This is a genomic window from Rhodococcus sp. HM1, from assembly GCF_023218075.1.
GTDB lineage: Bacteria > Actinomycetota > Actinomycetes > Mycobacteriales > Mycobacteriaceae > Rhodococcus.
Map to the genome: position 1 here is coordinate 1 of NZ_JALPTB010000046.1, position 16886 is coordinate 16886.

Genomic DNA, 16886 nt, shown 5'->3' on the forward strand with positions numbered 1-16886 from the left:
GTAGAACGGTTCGTCGCACCGGAGTTTCCGGGTCGGTACGACCTCGTCGGCGAACGTGGTGACGTCGAGCGCCGGATTGAGGGTCAGGGTGACGATGTCGGGCACGAACTGTCCTTCCGTCCGAGGTGGTGGGCTCGGGTGTCAGCCCGTTGGTGTCAGCCCAGTGGTTTGCGGAGCGCGGCCATGAACATGGCGTCCGTGCCGTGCCGGTGCGGCCACAGCTGGACGCCGGGGCCGGATCCGAGCCGCGGCACCCCCGGGACGAGTTCGCGGGTGTCGAGTTGTTCGACGTCGTGCCGGCGCACCGCGTCGGCGACGATCGCGACGGTCTCGGACACGTGCGGCGAACACGTCGCGTACAACACGACGCCGCCGGGTCGCAGCAGCCCGATCGCCGAGGCCAGCAGTTCCTTCTGCAGCCGCACGAGTTCGGCGACATCGCCGGGCTGCCGCCGCCAGCGGGCCTCGGGACGGCGACGCAGCGCGCCGAGACCGGTGCACGGGGCGTCGACGAGGATCCGGTCGTAGCCGGCGTCGAGACCGGGATCGCGGCCGTCGGCGACGTGCACCGTGACGGGCAGGCCCCGGGTGGTCTTGCGAACCAGGTCGGCGCGGTGTTCGACCGGTTCGACCGCGTCTACGGTGAAGCCGTCGAGGTCGGCGAGGGCACCGAGCAGCGCGGCCTTGCCACCGGGTCCGGCGCACAGGTCGAGCCAGCGGCCGTTGTCGTTCCCCTCGAGCGGCGCGAGCGTGAGGGCACGGGCCACGAGCTGGCTGCCCTCGTCCTGCACCGCGGCCATGCCTTCGCGGACGGCGTCGAGCCGGCCGGGGTCGCCGTGCTCGAGGTGCACCGCGTAGGGCGACCAGGGACCGACCTCGCCGCCGGTCGCGAGCGCGAGTTCCTCGGCGGTGATGACGCCGGGCCGCGCCACCAGGTGCACGATCGGCCGGGCGTCGTCGGCGGCGAGGACCTCCGCCAGTTCTCCGGCGTCGGCGCCGAGCGAGTTCGCGAACGCCTGGGCGATCCACACCGGGTGCGGGTACCGGAACGCGAGGTGTCCGACGGGATCGCGTTCCTGGTCCGGGGCGAGGTCGGCGACCCATTCGTCCTCGGTGCGCTCTCCAACCCTCCGGAGCACCGCGTTGACGAAACCTGCTCTGCCGGAACCGAATTCGGAGCGGACGAGGTCGACGCTGGTCGTGACGGCGGCGTGCGGGGCGATGCGGGTCCGCAGCAACTGGTAGGCACCGAGGCGCAGCGCGTCGAGCAGCGGGCCGTCGATCTCGTCGACGGGACGGTCGGCGGCGGCGGCGATGACGGCGTCGAGCAGACCCTGCGCGCGGGCCGCGCCGTAGGTCAGTTCGGTGGCCAGCGCCGCGTCGCGGGTGTCCAGGTGGCGCTCGCGCAGCAGTCCCGGCAGCACGAGGTTGGCGTAGGCGTCGCGCTCGCGCACCGCGCGCAGCACGTCGCGGGCCGCCAGGCGCGCCGGGTCCACCGCGGACTGCGACGGCCGCCTTGCCTGCCGCGGCTTGCTGTTGCGGTCGCCGGGACCGCGCTGCGATCGGCGGGCCGGTCTGCGGGATTCGGTCACTGTGCACGCACCTTCGGGTCGAGTCGGGCACCGCGGGCCCAGTCGGCGGCGATCATCGCCTTCTTGCCGGGCGGTTGCACCTGCCCGAGTTTCACCGCGGTCGTGGCGGTGCCGACGAGCACCCCGTTCTTGCGGATCGCGATCTCGCCGGGTTCGAGGGTCTCGTCGGTGACCGTCACCGGCCCGACCTTCACCCGCAGCTCACCGATCATCGTCCAGGCTCCCGGCGCGGGCGTGACCGCGCGGATGCGCCGGTCGACGACATGTGCGGGATGCGTCCACGTGATCCGGGCGGATTCGACGGTCACCTTCGATGCGTACGACACGCCGTCGGCGGATTGCGGGACGGCGGTGAGCAGTCCGTCCTCGAGGCCGTCCAGCGTCGATTCCAGCAGCCCCGCTCCGGAGTCGGCGAGGCGGCCGAGCAGGTCCCCGGCGGTGTCGGTGGGCCGGATCGTCTCGGTGACCACCCCGTACACGGGGCCGGTGTCGAGGCCCGCCTCGAGGCGGAAGGTGGTGGCGCCGGTGATCTCGTCGCCGGCGGCGATCGCGGCCTGCACCGGGGCCGCGCCGCGCCACGCCGGCAGCAACGAGAAGTGCAGGTTCACCCAGCCGTGTTCGGGAATGTCGAGCACGGGCTGCGGCAGCAGCGCCCCGTAGGCGACGACCGGGCAGCAGGCCGGGGCCAGTTCGGTCAGCCGGGCCACGAACTCCGGGTCCCGCGGCGAGGCCGGGGTGAGCACCTCGATGCCGTGTTCGTCGGCGAGTTGCCCGACCGCCGATCGCACCACCTTGCGGCCGCGCCCGGCAACCGTGTCGGGGCGGGTGACGACGGCGACGACCTCGTGCCGGGGCGATTCGATCAGCCGGCGCAGCGACGGGACGGCGGGATCGGGAGTGCCCGCGAAGACGACGCGCATGTCAGCGCACCGCCGGGATGCGCCGGATCGGGCGGCCGCGCCGCGGTGAGGTGAGGAACGGGACGACCGAACTTGTCACGAATGCTGCTCCCGGGATTCGACGATGGTGCACCACAGTCTAAGGACCGACCCGGTCCGGAACGGACACCCCGGCCGACACGCGGCCCGTCGGTCAGAAGTTGCTCTCCAGGATGACCTCGGGGATGCCGGTGCCCAGCGCGACCGGCACACAGGGGGCGAGACCGTAGTGGTCCGGGTCGAGGGTCTGCCGGATCAGGCTGAGCGTGAAGTTGTCGTAGGGCATGTTGAAATGTCCGGTCAGGTTCTGCGGGCACAGATCCTGGACCACCAGATTCACCGCGCCGGGCCCGTGCAGGGCGACATTGCTCGACGGCTGGATCACTTCGTCGACGCTGGTGCCGATAGTGGTGTAGTCGACGCCGGGCACGGTGTCGGTGGGGTTGTTCAACTCGGTGAGCAGTTCCGATCCCTGTGCCTGCTGCACGAGCGCGATCGAGAACTGTTCGGCGACGATGTCGGACGCGCCGGGGATCTGCTCGGCGATGGGTCCGAGACCGTAGAAGGTGCCGCCGTAGCTCGGGGAGGCCACCCCGACCCACCGCTCGACCGCGGAATCTCCCCCCAGCCGGTTGATGTAGTAGCGGGAGACGGTCGCGCCCTGCGAGAACCCGACGACGTCGACCTTCTCGGCGCCGGTCTCGGCCCGCACGAGGTCCACGAAGTCCCCGAATTGCCGTGCACTGACCCGGATGTCGCCGGTGCCGTAGTTGTCGGCGTCGGCTGCCTTCCCGTAGTTCAGCGCGTACACGCACCACCCGGAGTCGGCGAGCAGCGGCGCGAGCGCCGCGAAGTCGGTGTAGCTGTTGGAGTCGGTGCCGTGCGCGAGCACCACGGGTCGCGGGTGCTGCGCCGACGGGACGCAGTCGAAGTCGTTGCTGCCCGGTGGGGCCGCGTCGGGGTGATCGTCGGCATAGGCCGCTGCCTGGGCGGAACTCCCGGCCGGGGGTGCGGGGGCGCGGGGCACGCTCGCGGTAGATCCGTCCGGCTGGGCAGTGGCCGAACCACCGGCGATGATCAGGGCGGCGCACGCGGCCGCGAGTACTGCGCTGGTTCGTCGCCCGCCGCCCATGTTCGCGCCTTCCGACCGCTCGACGTGTCGGGATTCGCCATCGCGGCGACGGCGCAATCCTGTGAAGAGTGTAAAGGGATCCGGCTCGGCGCGGAGGTTGTGCGGACCACCGCTGCCGACCGCGTTCCCGCGGGTCACGGCCCACGTTTCGAACTCCCGCGTTCGGGTACCGCCGCAGGCATGACCGACATCGACCGCATCCGCGAACCCTGGGGCACCCGCACCCCCTACGGACCGGGCGAGCCCTGGCCGATCCGGGTGGACTGCTATCTGGCCGACGGACTGGGCGAGGACGACGTCGACAACTGGGTGCAGTCGGCGACGATTCTGCACTCGAACGGCGACGGTCTCGACATCGCCGTCAAGGACGGCCGGATCGTCGGGGTCCGCGGGCGCGCGGTGGATCGGGTCAACCACGGCCGGCTCGGGCCGAAGGATCTGTTCGGGTGGCAGGCCAATCACTCGCCCGACCGGCTGACGACTCCGTTGATCCGCCGCGACGGCGCGCTCGTGGAGACCGATTGGGACACGGCGATGGATGCCGTCGCCGAGCGCACCCGCGAGTTGCTGGCCGAGCGCGGCCCCAGTTCGATCGGCTTCTACACGACCGGGCAACTGTTCCTCGAGGAGTACTACACGCTGGCGCTGATCGGGCACGGGGGTATCGGCACCAACCACATGGACGGCAACACCCGGCTGTGCACCGCGACCGCGGCCGCCGCGTTGAAGGAGTCCTTCGCGTGCGACGGGCAGCCCGGCTCCTACACCGACATCGACCACGCCGACGTGATCGCCCTGTACGGGCACAACATGGCCGAGACGCAGAGCGTGCTGTGGAGCCGGGTGCTCGACCGGCTGGCGGGCCCGACTCCCCCGGCGGTGGTGTGCGTCGACCCGCGCGCAACACCCGTGGCGCGGGCCGCCGCCGTGCACCTCGCGCCCAGGCCGGGCACGAACGTGATGCTGATGAACGGGCTGCTGCACGAGATCGTGCGCAACGGATGGATCGACCGCGACTACATCGAGGCGCACACCGTCGGCTTCCCGGAGCTGCAGAAACAACTCGAGGACTATCCGCCCGAACGGGCTGCCGAGGTGTGCGACGTGCCGCTCGACGACCTGCTGGAGGCGGCCCGCATCCTCGGCGGCGCCGAACGTCTGGTGTCCACCGTGCTGCAGGGCTTCTACCAGTCGCACCAGGCCACCGCGGCGGCAGTGCAGGTGAACAACGTCCACCTGATCCGGGGCATGCTCGGCAAACCCGGGTGCGGGGTGCTGCAGATGAACGGCCAGCCGACGGCGCAGAACACCCGCGAATGCGGCGCCGACGGGGACCTGCCCGGCTTCCGGAACTGGGCCAACGACGAGCACGTCCAGGAACTGGGGCGGCTGTGGAACATCGACCCGATGCGGATCCCGCACTACACCGCGCCGACGCACCTGATGCAGATGCTGCGCTACGTCGAGGACGGCTCGATCCGGTTCCTCTACGTCAGCGGCACCAACCCGGCGGTGTCGCTGCCGGAACTGGGCCGCATCCGGGAGATCCTCGCCCAGGAACGGCTGTTCCTGGTGGTGCAGGACATCTTCCTGTCCGAGACCGCCCAGCTCGCCGACGTGGTGCTCCCGGCCGCGACGTGGGGCGAGAAGACCGGCACGTTCACCAACGTGGACCGCACCGTGCACCTGTCGGAGAAGGCCGTCGATCCGCCCGGCCTGGCCCGCGCCGACCTGGACATCTTCGTCGACTACGCCCGTCGAATCGGGTTGCAGGACAAGGACGGGCAACCCCTGGTGAAGTGGTCCACTCCCGAGGAGGCGTTCGAGGCGTGGAAGCGCTGCTCGGCGGGGCGGCCGTGTGACTACACCGGTATCACCTACGACCGGCTGCGCGGCGGCAGCGGCATCCAGTGGCCGTGCACCGAGGACAGTCCCGACGGCACCGAACGCCTCTACGAGGACGGGAAGTTCTGGAGTACACCGGACTATTGCGAGAGCTACGGCCGCGACATGGTCACCGGTGCGCCGCTCGAACCGACCGAGTACAAGGCCATGAACCCGCTGGGAAAGGCGATCATCAAGGCGGGCGAATACCTGCCGGCGCACGAGCTCGTGTCCGAGGAGTTTCCCTACCACCTCACCACCGGCCGCACGCTGTATCACTTCCACACCCGGACGAAGACGGGCCGCGCGCCGCAACTGCAGCAGGCCGCCCCCGAGGTGTGGGTGGAGATGTCGGCCTCCGACGCCCGGCGACACGGCTGGTCGGAGGGAGATCTGTTGCGCATCACCACCCCTCGGGGCCGGGTGGACGCGAAGCTGCGGATCTGCGGGATCCGTCCGGGGGTGTTGTTCGTGCCGTTCCACTACGGCTACTGGGACACCCCGGGCGGTCACGAACCCGGCGACGCCGAGGGCCGGGCCGCGAACGAGCTGACCCTCACCGACTGGGACCCGGCGTCCAAGCAGCCGTTGTTCAAGGGCGGCGCGGCCCGCGTGGAACGTGTCGAAGCCGGCGACGGCACACCGTCCGCCGCGCCCACGACCACCGCCTCGGAGCCGGTGGGCGCAGCCGTCCCGCAGACCGGCGGCGGCCCCGACGCGACCGCGACCGAGACGTTCGTCGAATCCCCCACAGGCGCAACGAACACCGGAGGTGCGCAATGAACAACAAGGTGGGACTTGCGATCCGGGAGTTGCACGAGTCGGAGAACGACCTGGCCGGCCGGCTGCTGCAGATCTCCGACCGGAACAAGGCCGATCACGAGATATTCCATCTGGGACAAGATCTCGCGCGATGGTCGCAGCAGCACGTCCGGGAACTCGCCCGCCTCGGGCAGGATTACGACCTCGACCTCGATGCCGAGCCGGCGGAGGACCACAGCATCCTCGCTGCCCTCCGCCGGAAGGGTAGCGAGCTGGTCGGCCGGCATCACGATCCCTCGCTGCTGTTGCTGCGGGACCTGCGGGAGATCCACCGCACGGCAGCCGGGGTCTCGCTGGACTGGGAGATCCTCGCCCAGACCGCGCAGGCGCTGCAGGACCGCGAACTGCTCGCCACCGCCGAACGCTGCCATCCACAGACCCTGCGTCAGATGCGCTGGGCGAACGCGAAGCTCAAGGAGAGCTCCGCGCAGATCATGGTGACCGGGTGAGGTGAGCGCCCCACCCCGCAGCGCAACCGAGGTCGCGTTGCGTGACCTTCGTTACGTCCCCGCGGGAACCATTCGCCGGGCGCGGTTCGTCCTATTCTGTGACGACCCTTTGTCACCGATCACAGAGAGAGCCATGCGACGCGCCAAGCGCAAACCTCGAAGACCCCGACCGCCCCACGGTGACGGATATCCCGCCACCCCAGGATCGGCATCGACGTGCTGACCGCCCTCGGAATCCTTCTCGGAATCCTCGTAGTCCTCGCGATCACCGCCCTCACCGGCTACTTCGTGGCCCAGGAATTCGCGTTCATGGCGGTGGATCGTTCCCGCCTCAAGGCACGCGCGGAATCGGGTGACGCGACCGCTGCCCGCGCCCTGGGCGTCACCCGCCGCACCTCGTTCATGCTGTCCGGCGCACAGCTCGGTATCACCGTCACAGGCCTGCTCGTCGGCTATGTCGCCGAACCGCTCATCGGCAGCGGCCTCGGCGAGTTGTTCGGCGGCGTCGGTGTTCCCACCGCCGTCGGGGTGGCCGTCGGCACCGTGCTCGCGGTGCTGTTCTCCACCGTCGTGCAGATGGTGTTCGGCGAACTGTTCCCGAAGAACCTGGCCATCGCCCGTCCCGAACCGGTCGCGCGGAAGCTCGCGCTGTCGACGACCGTCTACCTGAAGTTGTTCGGCTGGCTCATCACGCTGTTCGACGCGGCGTCGAATCTGCTGCTGCGGCTGTTGCGGATCGAACCCGTTCACGACGTGGAACATTCGGCAACCGTCCGCGATCTCGAGCACATCGTCGCCGAATCCCGCGACACCGGAGAGCTGCCGCCGGAGCTGTCGACACTGCTCGACCGCATCCTCGACTTCCCCACCCGCACCGCCGAGCACGCCATGATTCCGCGCGCCCGGGTGGATGTCGTCCACGTCGACGAACCCGTCGACCGGGTGCTCGCGACGATGAGCACCGGCCACACCCGTTACCCGGTCGTGGGTGCCTCCACCGACGACCTGCACGGTGTGGTGCACCTGCACGACCTGCTCGAACTCGACCGGACCGACGGCCCCGCCGGCTCCGTGCACCGGCCCGCGGTGATCGTGCCGACCACACTGCCGCTGCCGGACGTCCTCGCGCGCCTCGGCGAGGCCCACGAGGAGATGGCGCTGGTCATCGACGAGTACGGCGGTTTCGCGGGGGTCGTCACCGTCGAGGACATCGCTGAGGAACTGGTCGGCGAGATCGCCGACGAGCACGATCCCGAGGCCGACACCGCGGTGATCGTGCGTGCCGGCGACGGCTGGACGGTACGCGGCACCGCGCATCTCGACGAGGTCGGCCGAACGCTCGGCCGGACGCTGCCCGACGGCGACTACGAGACCGTCGCCGGGCTGGTCATCGCCGAATTCGGTGGCCTGCCCGCCGTCGGCGATCGCGTCGAGATCGCCCTGGACGCGGATCCCGCCGACCTGGTGAGTGACGATCGCCTCCCCCGCCGCACCCTGGTCGCCGAGGTGCGGGCCATCGACAAGCACGTGCCGTCCTCGCTGCACGTCACCGTCCGCACCGAGCCCGAGGTGAACATCGATGAGTAACCCCTGGATCGTGGCGGCCGCGACGGTCGCGTTGATCGCGGCCAGTGCGTTCTTCGTCGCCGTCGAGTTCGCGCTGATCGCCGCGCGACGGCACCGCCTCGAGGACGCCGCCCCGCACAGCCGTGCCGCGCGGGCCGCGTTGCGCAGCGCGACGGAACTGTCGGTGCTGCTCGCCGGCTCCCAGCTCGGCATCACGGTGTGCACCCTGGCACTGGGTGCGGTGACCAAACCGGCCGTGCATCACTGGCTGACCCCGCTCATAGCGGGTTGGGGTGCCCCCACGTGGCTGGCCGATGTCGCCGGGTTCGTGCTCGCGCTGATCACCGTGACGTTCCTGCACCTGGTGGTCGGTGAGATGGCACCGAAGTCGTGGGCGATCGCGCATCCGGAGAAGTCGGCGACGATGCTGGCGATCCCGATGCGGGTGTTCATGTGGTTCACCCGACCGGTCATCGTGCAGCTGAACCGGATGGCGAACCGGTGCCTGCGCAGGGCCGGGGTGGAACCGGTCGATCAGGTGGCCACCGGTCAGGATCCGGATGCGTTGCGGCACCTCGTCGAGCATTCGGCCACGGTGGGCACTCTCGACGAGCGCTACCACGGCCATCTGACGAGCGCCCTGGAGCTGGAAGTGCTGACGGTCGGCGACATCGTCGCCCCGAACGACCGGCCGAGCAGCGTGCCGCCGGATGCGTCGGGCGCCGAGATCCGGGAGACCGCCCGCCGAACCGGGCACCTGCGGTTGCTGGTGCGCGGCAACGGTCACGTCGACGGGGTCGTGCACGTGCGCGACAGCCTCCACGCACCCGAGGTGAGCGCGGGTGAGCTGATGCGGCCCGCGCTGACCGTCGAGGCCGCGGTCCGGGTGTACGAGGCGTTGCGGACCATGCGGGAAACCCGCAACCATCTCGCCACCGTCACCGACGATGGGCAGGTCGTCGGACTGATCACGATCTCGGACGTGCTCCAGCGTCTCCTCGTGCGCTGACGCGCCCGTGTGCCTTTGTGGCGGCCCCAACCGCCACAAAGGCACACCGTTACCCTTCCGGATGCTCCGGGTCGATGGCGCACAGTCGCAGGGCCCGGAGCTCGCCGTTCGACAGTGCGGACGGATCGACGCCCCTCATCAGCTCCCTCCACGCCGCGAGCGCGACATCCGTGACGATGTCCATGTCGGCATCGCGGAAGCGTCGACGCTTACCGTTCTCGAGCAACCGGTATACCCGCGCGGTCCGGAGCAGCAGCGTGTGTTCGAACTCGATCTGCTCGTTCCGTTTTCGCGCGGCACGCTGCGCCGACCGGGCGGCTGCCTCGGCCAGGAGTTCGGCGCACCAGTCCGGAATGGGTTCGAGGCCTCGCAACCATCGCCGCGCGGTCGCCACGTCCAGCGGTCCCTCGATCCCGTGCCACCGCATGGCAGCGGCAACCTTTGCAACCCGCAGCCCGAGTGCCTCGGCCACCGGGACCGGGCACAGTGCACGGTCGGCGCGCCTCGCCGCCTTCCGGTTCCGCACGCGTTCGTCACGACTGTCCATCGAGTTCCCCTGCAGGTCGGTCGATGCCCCAGGCATATGCCGTTCGCTCGGGCCGACGGTATCTCCCGGCTACGACACCCCGTCGCCCCGAACAGCCCGGGAACCGTAGAGGGTGTGGCCCCCGCCGCGCATCAAGCGTTTCGGTGCGCGCACGGCTGGTCCGACGCGGGCCGGAACCACGCGCTCACCCGGCCGATCAGCTCGGGATCTCCTGCCGCCGTGACCGAGCGGTCCCCGAACGCGTCCGCCCAGTCGCGCCTGCCCCGGGCGAGCGCGAGCAGCGCCGGCATCGAGGACTCCAGGTACACATAGCGACTCACGTCGAGGAGCGGGTCCGTGAGGCACCCGTACGGTGCGGCACCTCGCTGCAGCACGAGCCAGTATCGGCGGTCGTGCCGGTGGTGCAACCGCAGTTCCAGGACGACGGGCCGCTCCGGCGCACGATCTGGATCCGCCCGCTGCGCCAGCCAGCCGAGCACGATGTCCGGGTCGCGGTCCAGCATGTCGGGATCGTCCGGGAGCCAGGTCTCCGCCCACGCCCGCAGCGAGCCGAGTGTCGCCGTCAAGCCTTCCCCGACCTCCGTGAGGCGGTACGCGGGGTGCGGATCCGGGCCGGCACAACGCGACACCAGCCCAAGCGTCTCCAGGCGGCGCAACCGGTCGGCGAGCACCGAGCGCGAGATGCGACCGGGCAGCCCGGTGGCCAGTGCGTTGAATCCCTGCGGCCCGAACGTCCCCAGCTGCCGCACGATGAGCAGACTCCAGCGGTCGCCGAGGTGCTCGATGGCCTTGGTGAACGAGCAATATCCGACGAACTCGCTCGAGCCCACGACACGAGTGTCCCACCGTCGGACGCCGTCGGACGGTTCGAACTTCGAACTGGCTCTCCCCCGTCGAGGGCGCGGATTCTGACAGCAGCACGAAGTTCGCCCCAGGAGTCACGATGGCCACCCAGCTGAGCAAACCGCAGGTGCCGCGGCACCCGGATACGCTACGAGCCAGGTACAACCGGATGGTCCGGGCGGCCGGCGCCGAGGGTCGCTTCGTCCGGACGCGCACCGGTCGGGTTCACGTGATCGAGTCCGGTTGCGGGCCGCCGGTCGTTCACCTGCACGGCAACAACACCTCGTCGCTGTCCCACCTGATGCTGCTCGACCACACGACGGCAACGCACTCCTACCTCGTCGACCGGCCGGGATTCGGACTCAGCGATCCGGATACGTTCCCGCTCAGCAACTTTCGACAGTGCGCGGTCCGGTTCGTCGACGGCGTCCTCGACGAACTCCGTCTCGGGTCGGCGGTGCTGGCCGGAGCCTCGGGAGGCGGATGCTGGTCGGTCTGGTACGCCCTGGACCGCCCCGAGCGCGTGCGCGGTGTGGTCCTGCTCGGATCCGTCCCGTTGTTCCCCGGCGCCCGGATTCCGCCGGGTATCCGGCTGATGGCGACACCGATAGTGGGCTCCTTGCTCACTCGCACGGTCACACCGGGCCGTCGGATGCTGCTCCACCTGATGTCCTCGGTGGGCGAGGGCGACACCATCCTGCGGTACCCGGACCTACTCGACTCACTCGTGGACGCAGCGCACGACCCGGTCGCCACCGCCGCCAACATCGCCGAGTTCCGGGCGTTCCTGTCGCCGTTCGGTGTCCGATCCGGGACCCGGATACGTCCCGACGAGCTGCGTCGTCTGTCCGTTCCCACCCTGATGATCTGGGGTGACCACGATCCCGTCGTGCCGGTGGCCGACGCGCGGGCGGCCGCCGATCTGATTCCGAACGCCCGCCTCGAGGTGCTGCCCGCGGGACACGTCCCACAGCTCGGCCACCCCGCACGGGTGGCGGAGCTGATCGACGAGTTCACCCTGGGTGGTGTGCCTTTCTGACGGCCCCGACCGCCACAACGGCACACCGCTCAAATCCGCAGCGGATCCATCTGGACGCGCAGCGGCCCGTCGGCGCGGCGGGCGGTACGCGCGGCCTGCGCGTCCCGCAGTGCCCGACCGAGCTCCCGACCGCGGCCGCGGCCCACGCGGACGAGCATGCGGTGCACCTCGTCGGGTTCCGGATCGTCGGCCCCGAACGGCAGCCGCTGGCCGGGTGGCAGAGGCACCGGGCCGAGCACTTCGGCGCCCTCCGGCAGGACCGTCGCCTCGAGCAGCCCCGTGACCGCGGCGGCGCTGCCGTCGATCGCGGCCATGTGCACGGTCGGCGGGAATCCGACCTCGGCGCGTTCGTCGAGCTGCGACCGCGCGTGCCCGACCGGATCCCAGCGCACCAACGCCTGCACGGTCGGGATCCCCGAGTCGGCGACGACCACGACCTGACCGCCGTCGCGGAACGGACGGACCAGCGACGACGCGGTCAGCCAGCGTCGCATTGTTTCCTCGGCGGCACGCAGGTCGGCGCGGCCGAGCAGCGCCCAGCCGTCGAGCAGCAGCGCCGCCCCGTATCCGCCGGGTGCGATCGGCTCGGCGCCGACCGTCGAGACCACCAGCACCGGCCCCTCGGGCGCAGAGACCTTGACGTCGGTGCCACCGGAGGTCACCACCGGCACGCCGGGAAAGGCCCGGCCCAGTTCCTCGGCGGTCCGTCCGGCACCGACGACGACCGCGCGCAGCGACCGCGCGCCGCACACGTGACAGCGGTGGGTGGCGTCGGCGACGCCGCACCAGCGGCACGCCGGGATCGCGGCGCCGTCCGGGCCGCCTGCCGTGGGCAGCGCCAGCGGGCCGTTGCAGTGGCGGCACCGCGCCGGGGCCCGGCACTTGCCGCAGGCCAGCGCGGGGACGTAGCCGCGGCGCGGGACCTGCACGAGCACACCGCGGCCCGCGCCGAGCGCCGCGCGGGCCGCGGCGAACGCGATGGCGGGGATCCGGGCGGCCCGCGCCGCCGGGTCGCGGGCGAGCGCGTGGTCGCTGTCGGCCAGGGCCGTCACCTTCGGCGCCCACTCTCGGACGATCTCGCGGGGGGCGGTCAGGTCGTGTGCCCACCCGGAGTCGACGAGCGCCTGGGTTTCGGCGGTGCGAGCGTGCCCGCCGAGCACGACCGCGGCACCTGCGGCATGCGCACGCAGGACCGCGACCTCCCGGGAGTGCGGATACGGCGACCGGGGCTCGGCGTGCAGGTCGTCCCCGTCGTCCCAGACGACGAGCAGCCCGAGATCCGGGGTGGGCGCGAACACGGAGGCCCGGGTTCCGACGACGATTCGTGCGGTGCCGCGCAGCGTGGACAGCCAGCGCCGGTAGCGGACGGCGGGTCCGAGTCCCGCGCTGAGCCCGACGACGTGCTCGGCGCCGGCGACCGCTTCGCAAGCGGTGAGGACCCGGTCCAGGTCGCGCTGATCGGGGACGACGATCACCGCGGCACGGCCCCCGGCCGCGGTGAGCGCCGCGAGTTCGGCGAGCCGACACGGCCAGTCCTCCCCCGGGAGCGCCTGCCAGGCCGCGCGCGGCGAGCGGCCGGCAGCCAGCGCGTCCAGGAAGTGCTCCCCGAACCGGTAGCGCGCCCATGCCTGCCGGTCGACGTCCGGCGCAGCCGGCGGGGACGTTTCGACGGGTGCTTCGGCTTCGACGCGGGCGTGCCGCGGCGGCACCGCCAGGCGCAGCACGTCGGCGCGGGTGCCGGCGTAGCGGGTGGCGACCTCCTCCGCGAGGGCGGCGATCTCACCGGTCAGCACCTGTTCGGATGACACGACCCGGTCCAGCCAGCCGAGGCGTCCCGGATGGTCGCTGACGGCGGTGCGGGAGAGCAGGAAGCCGTCGACGAGCCGGCCGGAGAACCGGACACGAACGCGGACGCCCGGTCGGGCGTCCGCGTCGAGTTCACGGGGAATCAGGTAGTCGAACTCGCGGTCGAGGTGCGGAAGCGGCAGCAGCGGGAGCACCCGTGCGATCGGATCCGTCTCGGCGGCGAGCCTGTCGGCACCCACCCGTCGGTGACCTGTCGGTCAGAGACCGGCGGCGGCGCGCAGCTTCTCGGCCCGGTCCGTGTTCTCCCACGGCAGGTCGATGTCGGTGCGGCCGAAGTGCCCGTACGCGGCGGTCTGCGCGTAGATCGGGCGCAGCAGGTCCAGGTCGCGGATGATCGCGCCCGGCCGCAGGTCGAAGACCTCGTTGATGGCCGCCTGGATGCGGGCCGGGTCGGTCTTCTCGGTGCCGAAAGTCTCGACGAACAGGCCGACCGGTGCGGCCTTGCCGATGGCGTAGGCGACCTGCACCTCGAGGCGGTCCGCCAGGCCCGCGGCGACCGCGGTCTTCGCGACCCAGCGCATCGCGTACGCGGCGGAACGGTCGACCTTCGACGGGTCCTTGCCGGAGAACGCGCCGCCGCCGTGGCGGGCCATGCCACCGTAGGTGTCGACGATGATCTTGCGGCCGGTCAGGCCCGCGTCGCCCATCGGCCCGCCGAGCACGAACGACCCGGACGGGTTGACGAGCAGCCGGATGTCCGAGGTGTCGAGGCCGGCGAGGTTCGGATCTGCCAGCACCGCGTCGACGACGTGCGTGCGCAGGTCCGGGGTCAGCAGGTTGTTCAGGTCGATGTCCGCGGCGTGCTGCGTGGAGATGACGATCGTGTCGAGGCGCACCGGGGTGTCACCGTCGTACTCGATGGTGACCTGGGTCTTGCCGTCCGGGCGCAGGTAGGGCAGCACACCGGTCTTGCGGACCTCGGTGAGACGCCGCGCCAGCCGGTGGGCCAGCGAGATCGGCAGCGGCATCAGTTCCGGGGTGTCCGAGCACGCGTAGCCGAACATCAGGCCCTGGTCGCCGGCGCCCTGCTTGGCGACCTCGTCGTCGGTGAGCGTTCCGGAGCGGTGCTCGTGGGAGACGTCGACGCCGCCGGCGATCTCCGGGGACTGCGCACCGATCGCGATGTTCACGCCGCACGAGTTGCCGTCGAAGCCCTTCGACGACGAGTCGTAGCCGATCTCGAGGACGCGGTCGCGCACGATCTTCGGGATGTCGGCGTAGGCGGAGGTGGTGACCTCGCCGACGACGTGCACCTGCCCGGTGGTGACGAGCGTCTCCACCGCGACACGGGCACGCGGGTCCTCCGCGAGCAGGGCATCGAGGACGGAGTCGCTGATCGCGTCACAGATCTTGTCCGGGTGCCCCTCCGTCACGGACTCACTGGTGAAAAGCCGACCGCCGGTCTTGCTCACAGAACTCCCTCTCGACTGAAAGTGTCTAGCTCGAATGGACAGCATCTAATCACTGAACGCGGCGGCCGGGCCGGTGCCCCGCCGCAACCTCGACGCTACTGTTCCGCGCACGCGGACGCGACAGTTAAATTCATCCGCTCTTGGGCCGGTCCGCCGGGGCCAGCAGCGGCCGCAGCGCATCGAGGACCCGGCTGGCCATCAGCGACTTGGACCCGTGCGCGAGCGCCGTCTCGGATCCGTCGGCCGCGAGCAGCCACCCGTCGTTGTTGTCGACCTCGAACGCCTTGCCGTCGCCGACCGCGTTGACGACGAGCAGATCGCATCCCTTGCGTGCCAGTTTCGCACGGGCGTAGCTGAGCACGTCGCCGTTTTCGTCGCCCGTCTCGGCGGCGAACCCGACGATGACGGTGCTCGGGGCGAGGCCGCCCTCGGTGCGGGATTCGACCAGCCCGGCGAGGATGTCGTCGTTCTTGGTCAGCGCGATCGAATCGGGTTCGCCCGCGCCCTTCTTGATCTTCGTGGTCGCGAGCGTGCTGGGCCGGAAATCGGCGACGGCCGCGGACATGACAACCGCGTCGGCGCCGGCGGCGTACTTGACGACCGCCTCCTGCATCTGCGCGGCGGTCTGCACGTGCACCACGTCGACCGCGGCCGGATCGGCGAGCCCGGCGACCGCACCGGCCACCAGGGTGACGTCGGCGCCGCGCTGCGCGGCGAGCCGCGCCAGGGCGTAACCCTGCTTGCCGGAGCTGCGGTTGCCCAGGAAACGGACCGGGTCGAGGGGTTCGCGTGTGCCGCCGGCGGAGATGACCAGCTTGCGGCCGACCAGGTCGCGCGGAATCGCGTCGGCGCGTTCGAGCAGCAGCGTCGCGAGGGTGAAGATCTCCTCGGGCTCCGGGAGCCTGCCCGCGCCGGTGTCCTGGCCGGTGAGCCGGCCGGAGGCGGGTTCGACGACGACGACACCGCGGCGACGCAACGTCTCGACGTTCTCGACGGTGGCGGGGTGCTCCCACATCTCGGTGTGCATCGCCGGGGCGAAGATCACCGGGCACCGTGCGGTGAGCAGCGTGGCGGTGAGCAGGTCGTCGGCGCGGCCGTGCGCCGCGCGGGCCATGAGGTCGGCGGTGGCCGGGGCGACGACGACGAGGTCGGCTTCCTGGCCGAGCCGCACGTGCGGGACCTGCGGGACGTCGGCGAAGACCCCGGTCTGGACGGGATTGCCGGACAGCGCCTCGAAGGTGGCACGGCCGACGAACTCGAGGGCGGATTCGGTCGGGATGACCCGGACCTGGTGGCCGCTCTCGGTGAAGGCGCGGATCAGCGCGCATGCCTTGTAGGCGGCGATGCCGCCGCCGACGCCGATGACGACGCGGCGGCGGCGCTGCCCGAACTCTGAGGTGTCGAGGCTCTCCACGGTGAGCGGACTCACTCGCCTTCGGTGTGCTCGAGCAGGTCCGCGTGGATCTCGCGCATGGCGATCGACAGCGGCTTCTCCTGGAGACCCGGCTCGACCAGCGGTCCGACGTACTCGAGGATGCCGTCGCCGAGCTGGTTGTAGTAGTCGTTGATCTGGCGGGCCCGCTTGGCCGCGTAGATCACCAGCGCGTACTTCGAGGAGGCGCGCTCGAGCAGCTCGTCGATGGGCGGGTTGGTGATACCCAGCGGGGGGTCGTAGACCGGAAGCTCGTTACCCGCAATGTCGGTCGCGGCTGCCTGGATGCTGCTCACTCGGTGATCTCCTGAGTATTCGCGGGAAAGAAATAGCGGTGGCCGACCGCCGGGGGCAC

14 protein-coding genes and 1 pseudogene are annotated in these 16886 nt (G+C 71.0%); 5 read left to right on the plus strand and 10 right to left on the minus strand.

The window, feature by feature from the left end; translation table 11 throughout:
- From M1M07_RS21560 to M1M07_RS21575, 4 genes and pseudogenes are all read right to left on the minus strand, one after another.
- Positions 1 to 105: pseudogene (locus M1M07_RS21560) on the minus strand (1-phosphofructokinase family hexose kinase); the annotation flags it as partial.
- 50 nt (positions 106 to 155) lie between these two features.
- The gene (locus M1M07_RS21565; protein WP_197253113.1) at positions 156 to 1592 is read right to left on the minus strand and encodes a transcription antitermination factor NusB; all 1437 of its coding nucleotides are present in this window, start codon (positions 1590 to 1592) and stop codon (positions 156 to 158) included.
- Complete coding sequence (fmt, locus tag M1M07_RS21570; RefSeq protein WP_197253112.1) at positions 1589 to 2512, minus strand: methionyl-tRNA formyltransferase; 924 nt, start codon at positions 2510 to 2512, stop codon at positions 1589 to 1591. Before fmt ends, M1M07_RS21565 begins: the two co-directional genes overlap by 4 nt.
- 172 nt (positions 2513 to 2684) lie before the next feature.
- On the minus strand, positions 2685 to 3662 hold the full coding sequence (locus M1M07_RS21575; RefSeq protein ID WP_197253111.1) for a triacylglycerol lipase: 978 nt from the start codon (positions 3660 to 3662) through the stop codon (positions 2685 to 2687).
- A gap of 180 nt (positions 3663 to 3842) precedes the next feature.
- Between M1M07_RS21575 and M1M07_RS21580 the strand changes: the two genes are divergently transcribed.
- The 4 genes from M1M07_RS21580 (at position 3843) to M1M07_RS21595 (ending at position 9392) form a co-directional block, all read left to right on the plus strand.
- Complete coding sequence (locus tag M1M07_RS21580) at positions 3843 to 6329, plus strand: molybdopterin oxidoreductase family protein (protein WP_197253060.1); 2487 nt, start codon at positions 3843 to 3845, stop codon at positions 6327 to 6329.
- Positions 6326 to 6817, plus strand: coding sequence for a type I 3-dehydroquinate dehydratase (locus M1M07_RS21585; protein ID WP_248675499.1), 492 nt, complete (start codon positions 6326 to 6328; stop codon positions 6815 to 6817). The genes M1M07_RS21580 and M1M07_RS21585 overlap by 4 nt, the downstream gene beginning before the upstream one ends.
- A gap of 216 nt (positions 6818 to 7033) precedes the next feature.
- Entirely contained in the window at positions 7034 to 8404 is a 1371-nt protein-coding gene (locus tag M1M07_RS21590) for a hemolysin family protein (RefSeq protein ID WP_248675500.1), read from the plus strand.
- Positions 8397 to 9392, plus strand: coding sequence for a hemolysin family protein (locus tag M1M07_RS21595; RefSeq protein ID WP_248675501.1), 996 nt, complete (start codon positions 8397 to 8399; stop codon positions 9390 to 9392). Before M1M07_RS21590 ends, M1M07_RS21595 begins: the two co-directional genes overlap by 8 nt.
- Positions 9393 to 9441: 49 nt before the next feature.
- On the opposite strand, the gene M1M07_RS21600 is transcribed toward M1M07_RS21595, so the two are convergent.
- Both M1M07_RS21600 and M1M07_RS21605 read right to left on the minus strand, forming a co-directional pair.
- The gene (locus tag M1M07_RS21600) at positions 9442 to 9939 is read right to left on the minus strand and encodes a hypothetical protein (protein ID WP_248675502.1); all 498 of its coding nucleotides are present in this window, start codon (positions 9937 to 9939) and stop codon (positions 9442 to 9444) included.
- 131 nt (positions 9940 to 10070) lie between these two features.
- Complete coding sequence (locus M1M07_RS21605; RefSeq protein ID WP_248675503.1) at positions 10071 to 10769, minus strand: helix-turn-helix domain-containing protein; 699 nt, start codon at positions 10767 to 10769, stop codon at positions 10071 to 10073.
- 113 nt (positions 10770 to 10882) lie between these two features.
- Here M1M07_RS21605 and M1M07_RS21610 point away from each other — a divergent pair, with 113 nt between their 5' ends.
- Positions 10883 to 11821, plus strand: a complete 939-nt coding sequence (locus M1M07_RS21610) for an alpha/beta fold hydrolase (RefSeq protein ID WP_248675504.1) — start codon at positions 10883 to 10885, stop codon at positions 11819 to 11821.
- 29 nt (positions 11822 to 11850) lie between these two features.
- Here M1M07_RS21610 and M1M07_RS21615 read toward each other — a convergent pair whose 3' ends face one another.
- The 4 genes from M1M07_RS21615 to rpoZ all read right to left on the minus strand — a co-directional run bounded on the left by M1M07_RS21615 (position 11851) and on the right by rpoZ (position 16827).
- Positions 11851 to 13866, minus strand: coding sequence for a primosomal protein N' (locus M1M07_RS21615; protein ID WP_197252832.1), 2016 nt, complete (start codon positions 13864 to 13866; stop codon positions 11851 to 11853).
- A gap of 18 nt (positions 13867 to 13884) precedes the next feature.
- Complete coding sequence (gene metK / locus M1M07_RS21620; protein ID WP_197252831.1) at positions 13885 to 15099, minus strand: methionine adenosyltransferase; 1215 nt, start codon at positions 15097 to 15099, stop codon at positions 13885 to 13887.
- Between the two features lie 130 nt (positions 15100 to 15229).
- On the minus strand, positions 15230 to 16528 hold the full coding sequence (gene coaBC / locus M1M07_RS21625; RefSeq protein WP_248675505.1) for a bifunctional phosphopantothenoylcysteine decarboxylase/phosphopantothenate--cysteine ligase CoaBC: 1299 nt from the start codon (positions 16526 to 16528) through the stop codon (positions 15230 to 15232).
- Positions 16525 to 16827 carry a DNA-directed RNA polymerase subunit omega gene (gene rpoZ, locus M1M07_RS21630; RefSeq protein WP_197252830.1) on the minus strand — a complete coding sequence of 101 codons (303 nt, stop codon included), beginning with the start codon at positions 16825 to 16827 and terminating at the stop codon, positions 16525 to 16527. Before rpoZ ends, coaBC begins: the two co-directional genes overlap by 4 nt.
- Positions 16828 to 16886 lie beyond the last annotated feature (59 nt).

Coding starts and splice junctions, on each gene's coding strand:
- fmt (WP_197253112.1), bottom strand. CDS start 2,512: ATGCGCGTCGTCTTCGCGGGCACTCCCGATCCCGCCGTCCCGTCGCTG.
- M1M07_RS21575 (WP_197253111.1), bottom strand. CDS start 3,662: ATGGGCGGCGGGCGACGAACCAGCGCAGTACTCGCGGCCGCGTGCGCC.
- M1M07_RS21580 (WP_197253060.1), top strand. CDS start 3,843: ATGACCGACATCGACCGCATCCGCGAACCCTGGGGCACCCGCACCCCC.
- M1M07_RS21585 (WP_248675499.1), top strand. CDS start 6,326: ATGAACAACAAGGTGGGACTTGCGATCCGGGAGTTGCACGAGTCGGAG.
- M1M07_RS21595 (WP_248675501.1), top strand. CDS start 8,397: ATGAGTAACCCCTGGATCGTGGCGGCCGCGACGGTCGCGTTGATCGCG.
- M1M07_RS21600 (WP_248675502.1), bottom strand. CDS start 9,939: ATGGACAGTCGTGACGAACGCGTGCGGAACCGGAAGGCGGCGAGGCGC.
- M1M07_RS21610 (WP_248675504.1), top strand. CDS start 10,883: ATGGCCACCCAGCTGAGCAAACCGCAGGTGCCGCGGCACCCGGATACG.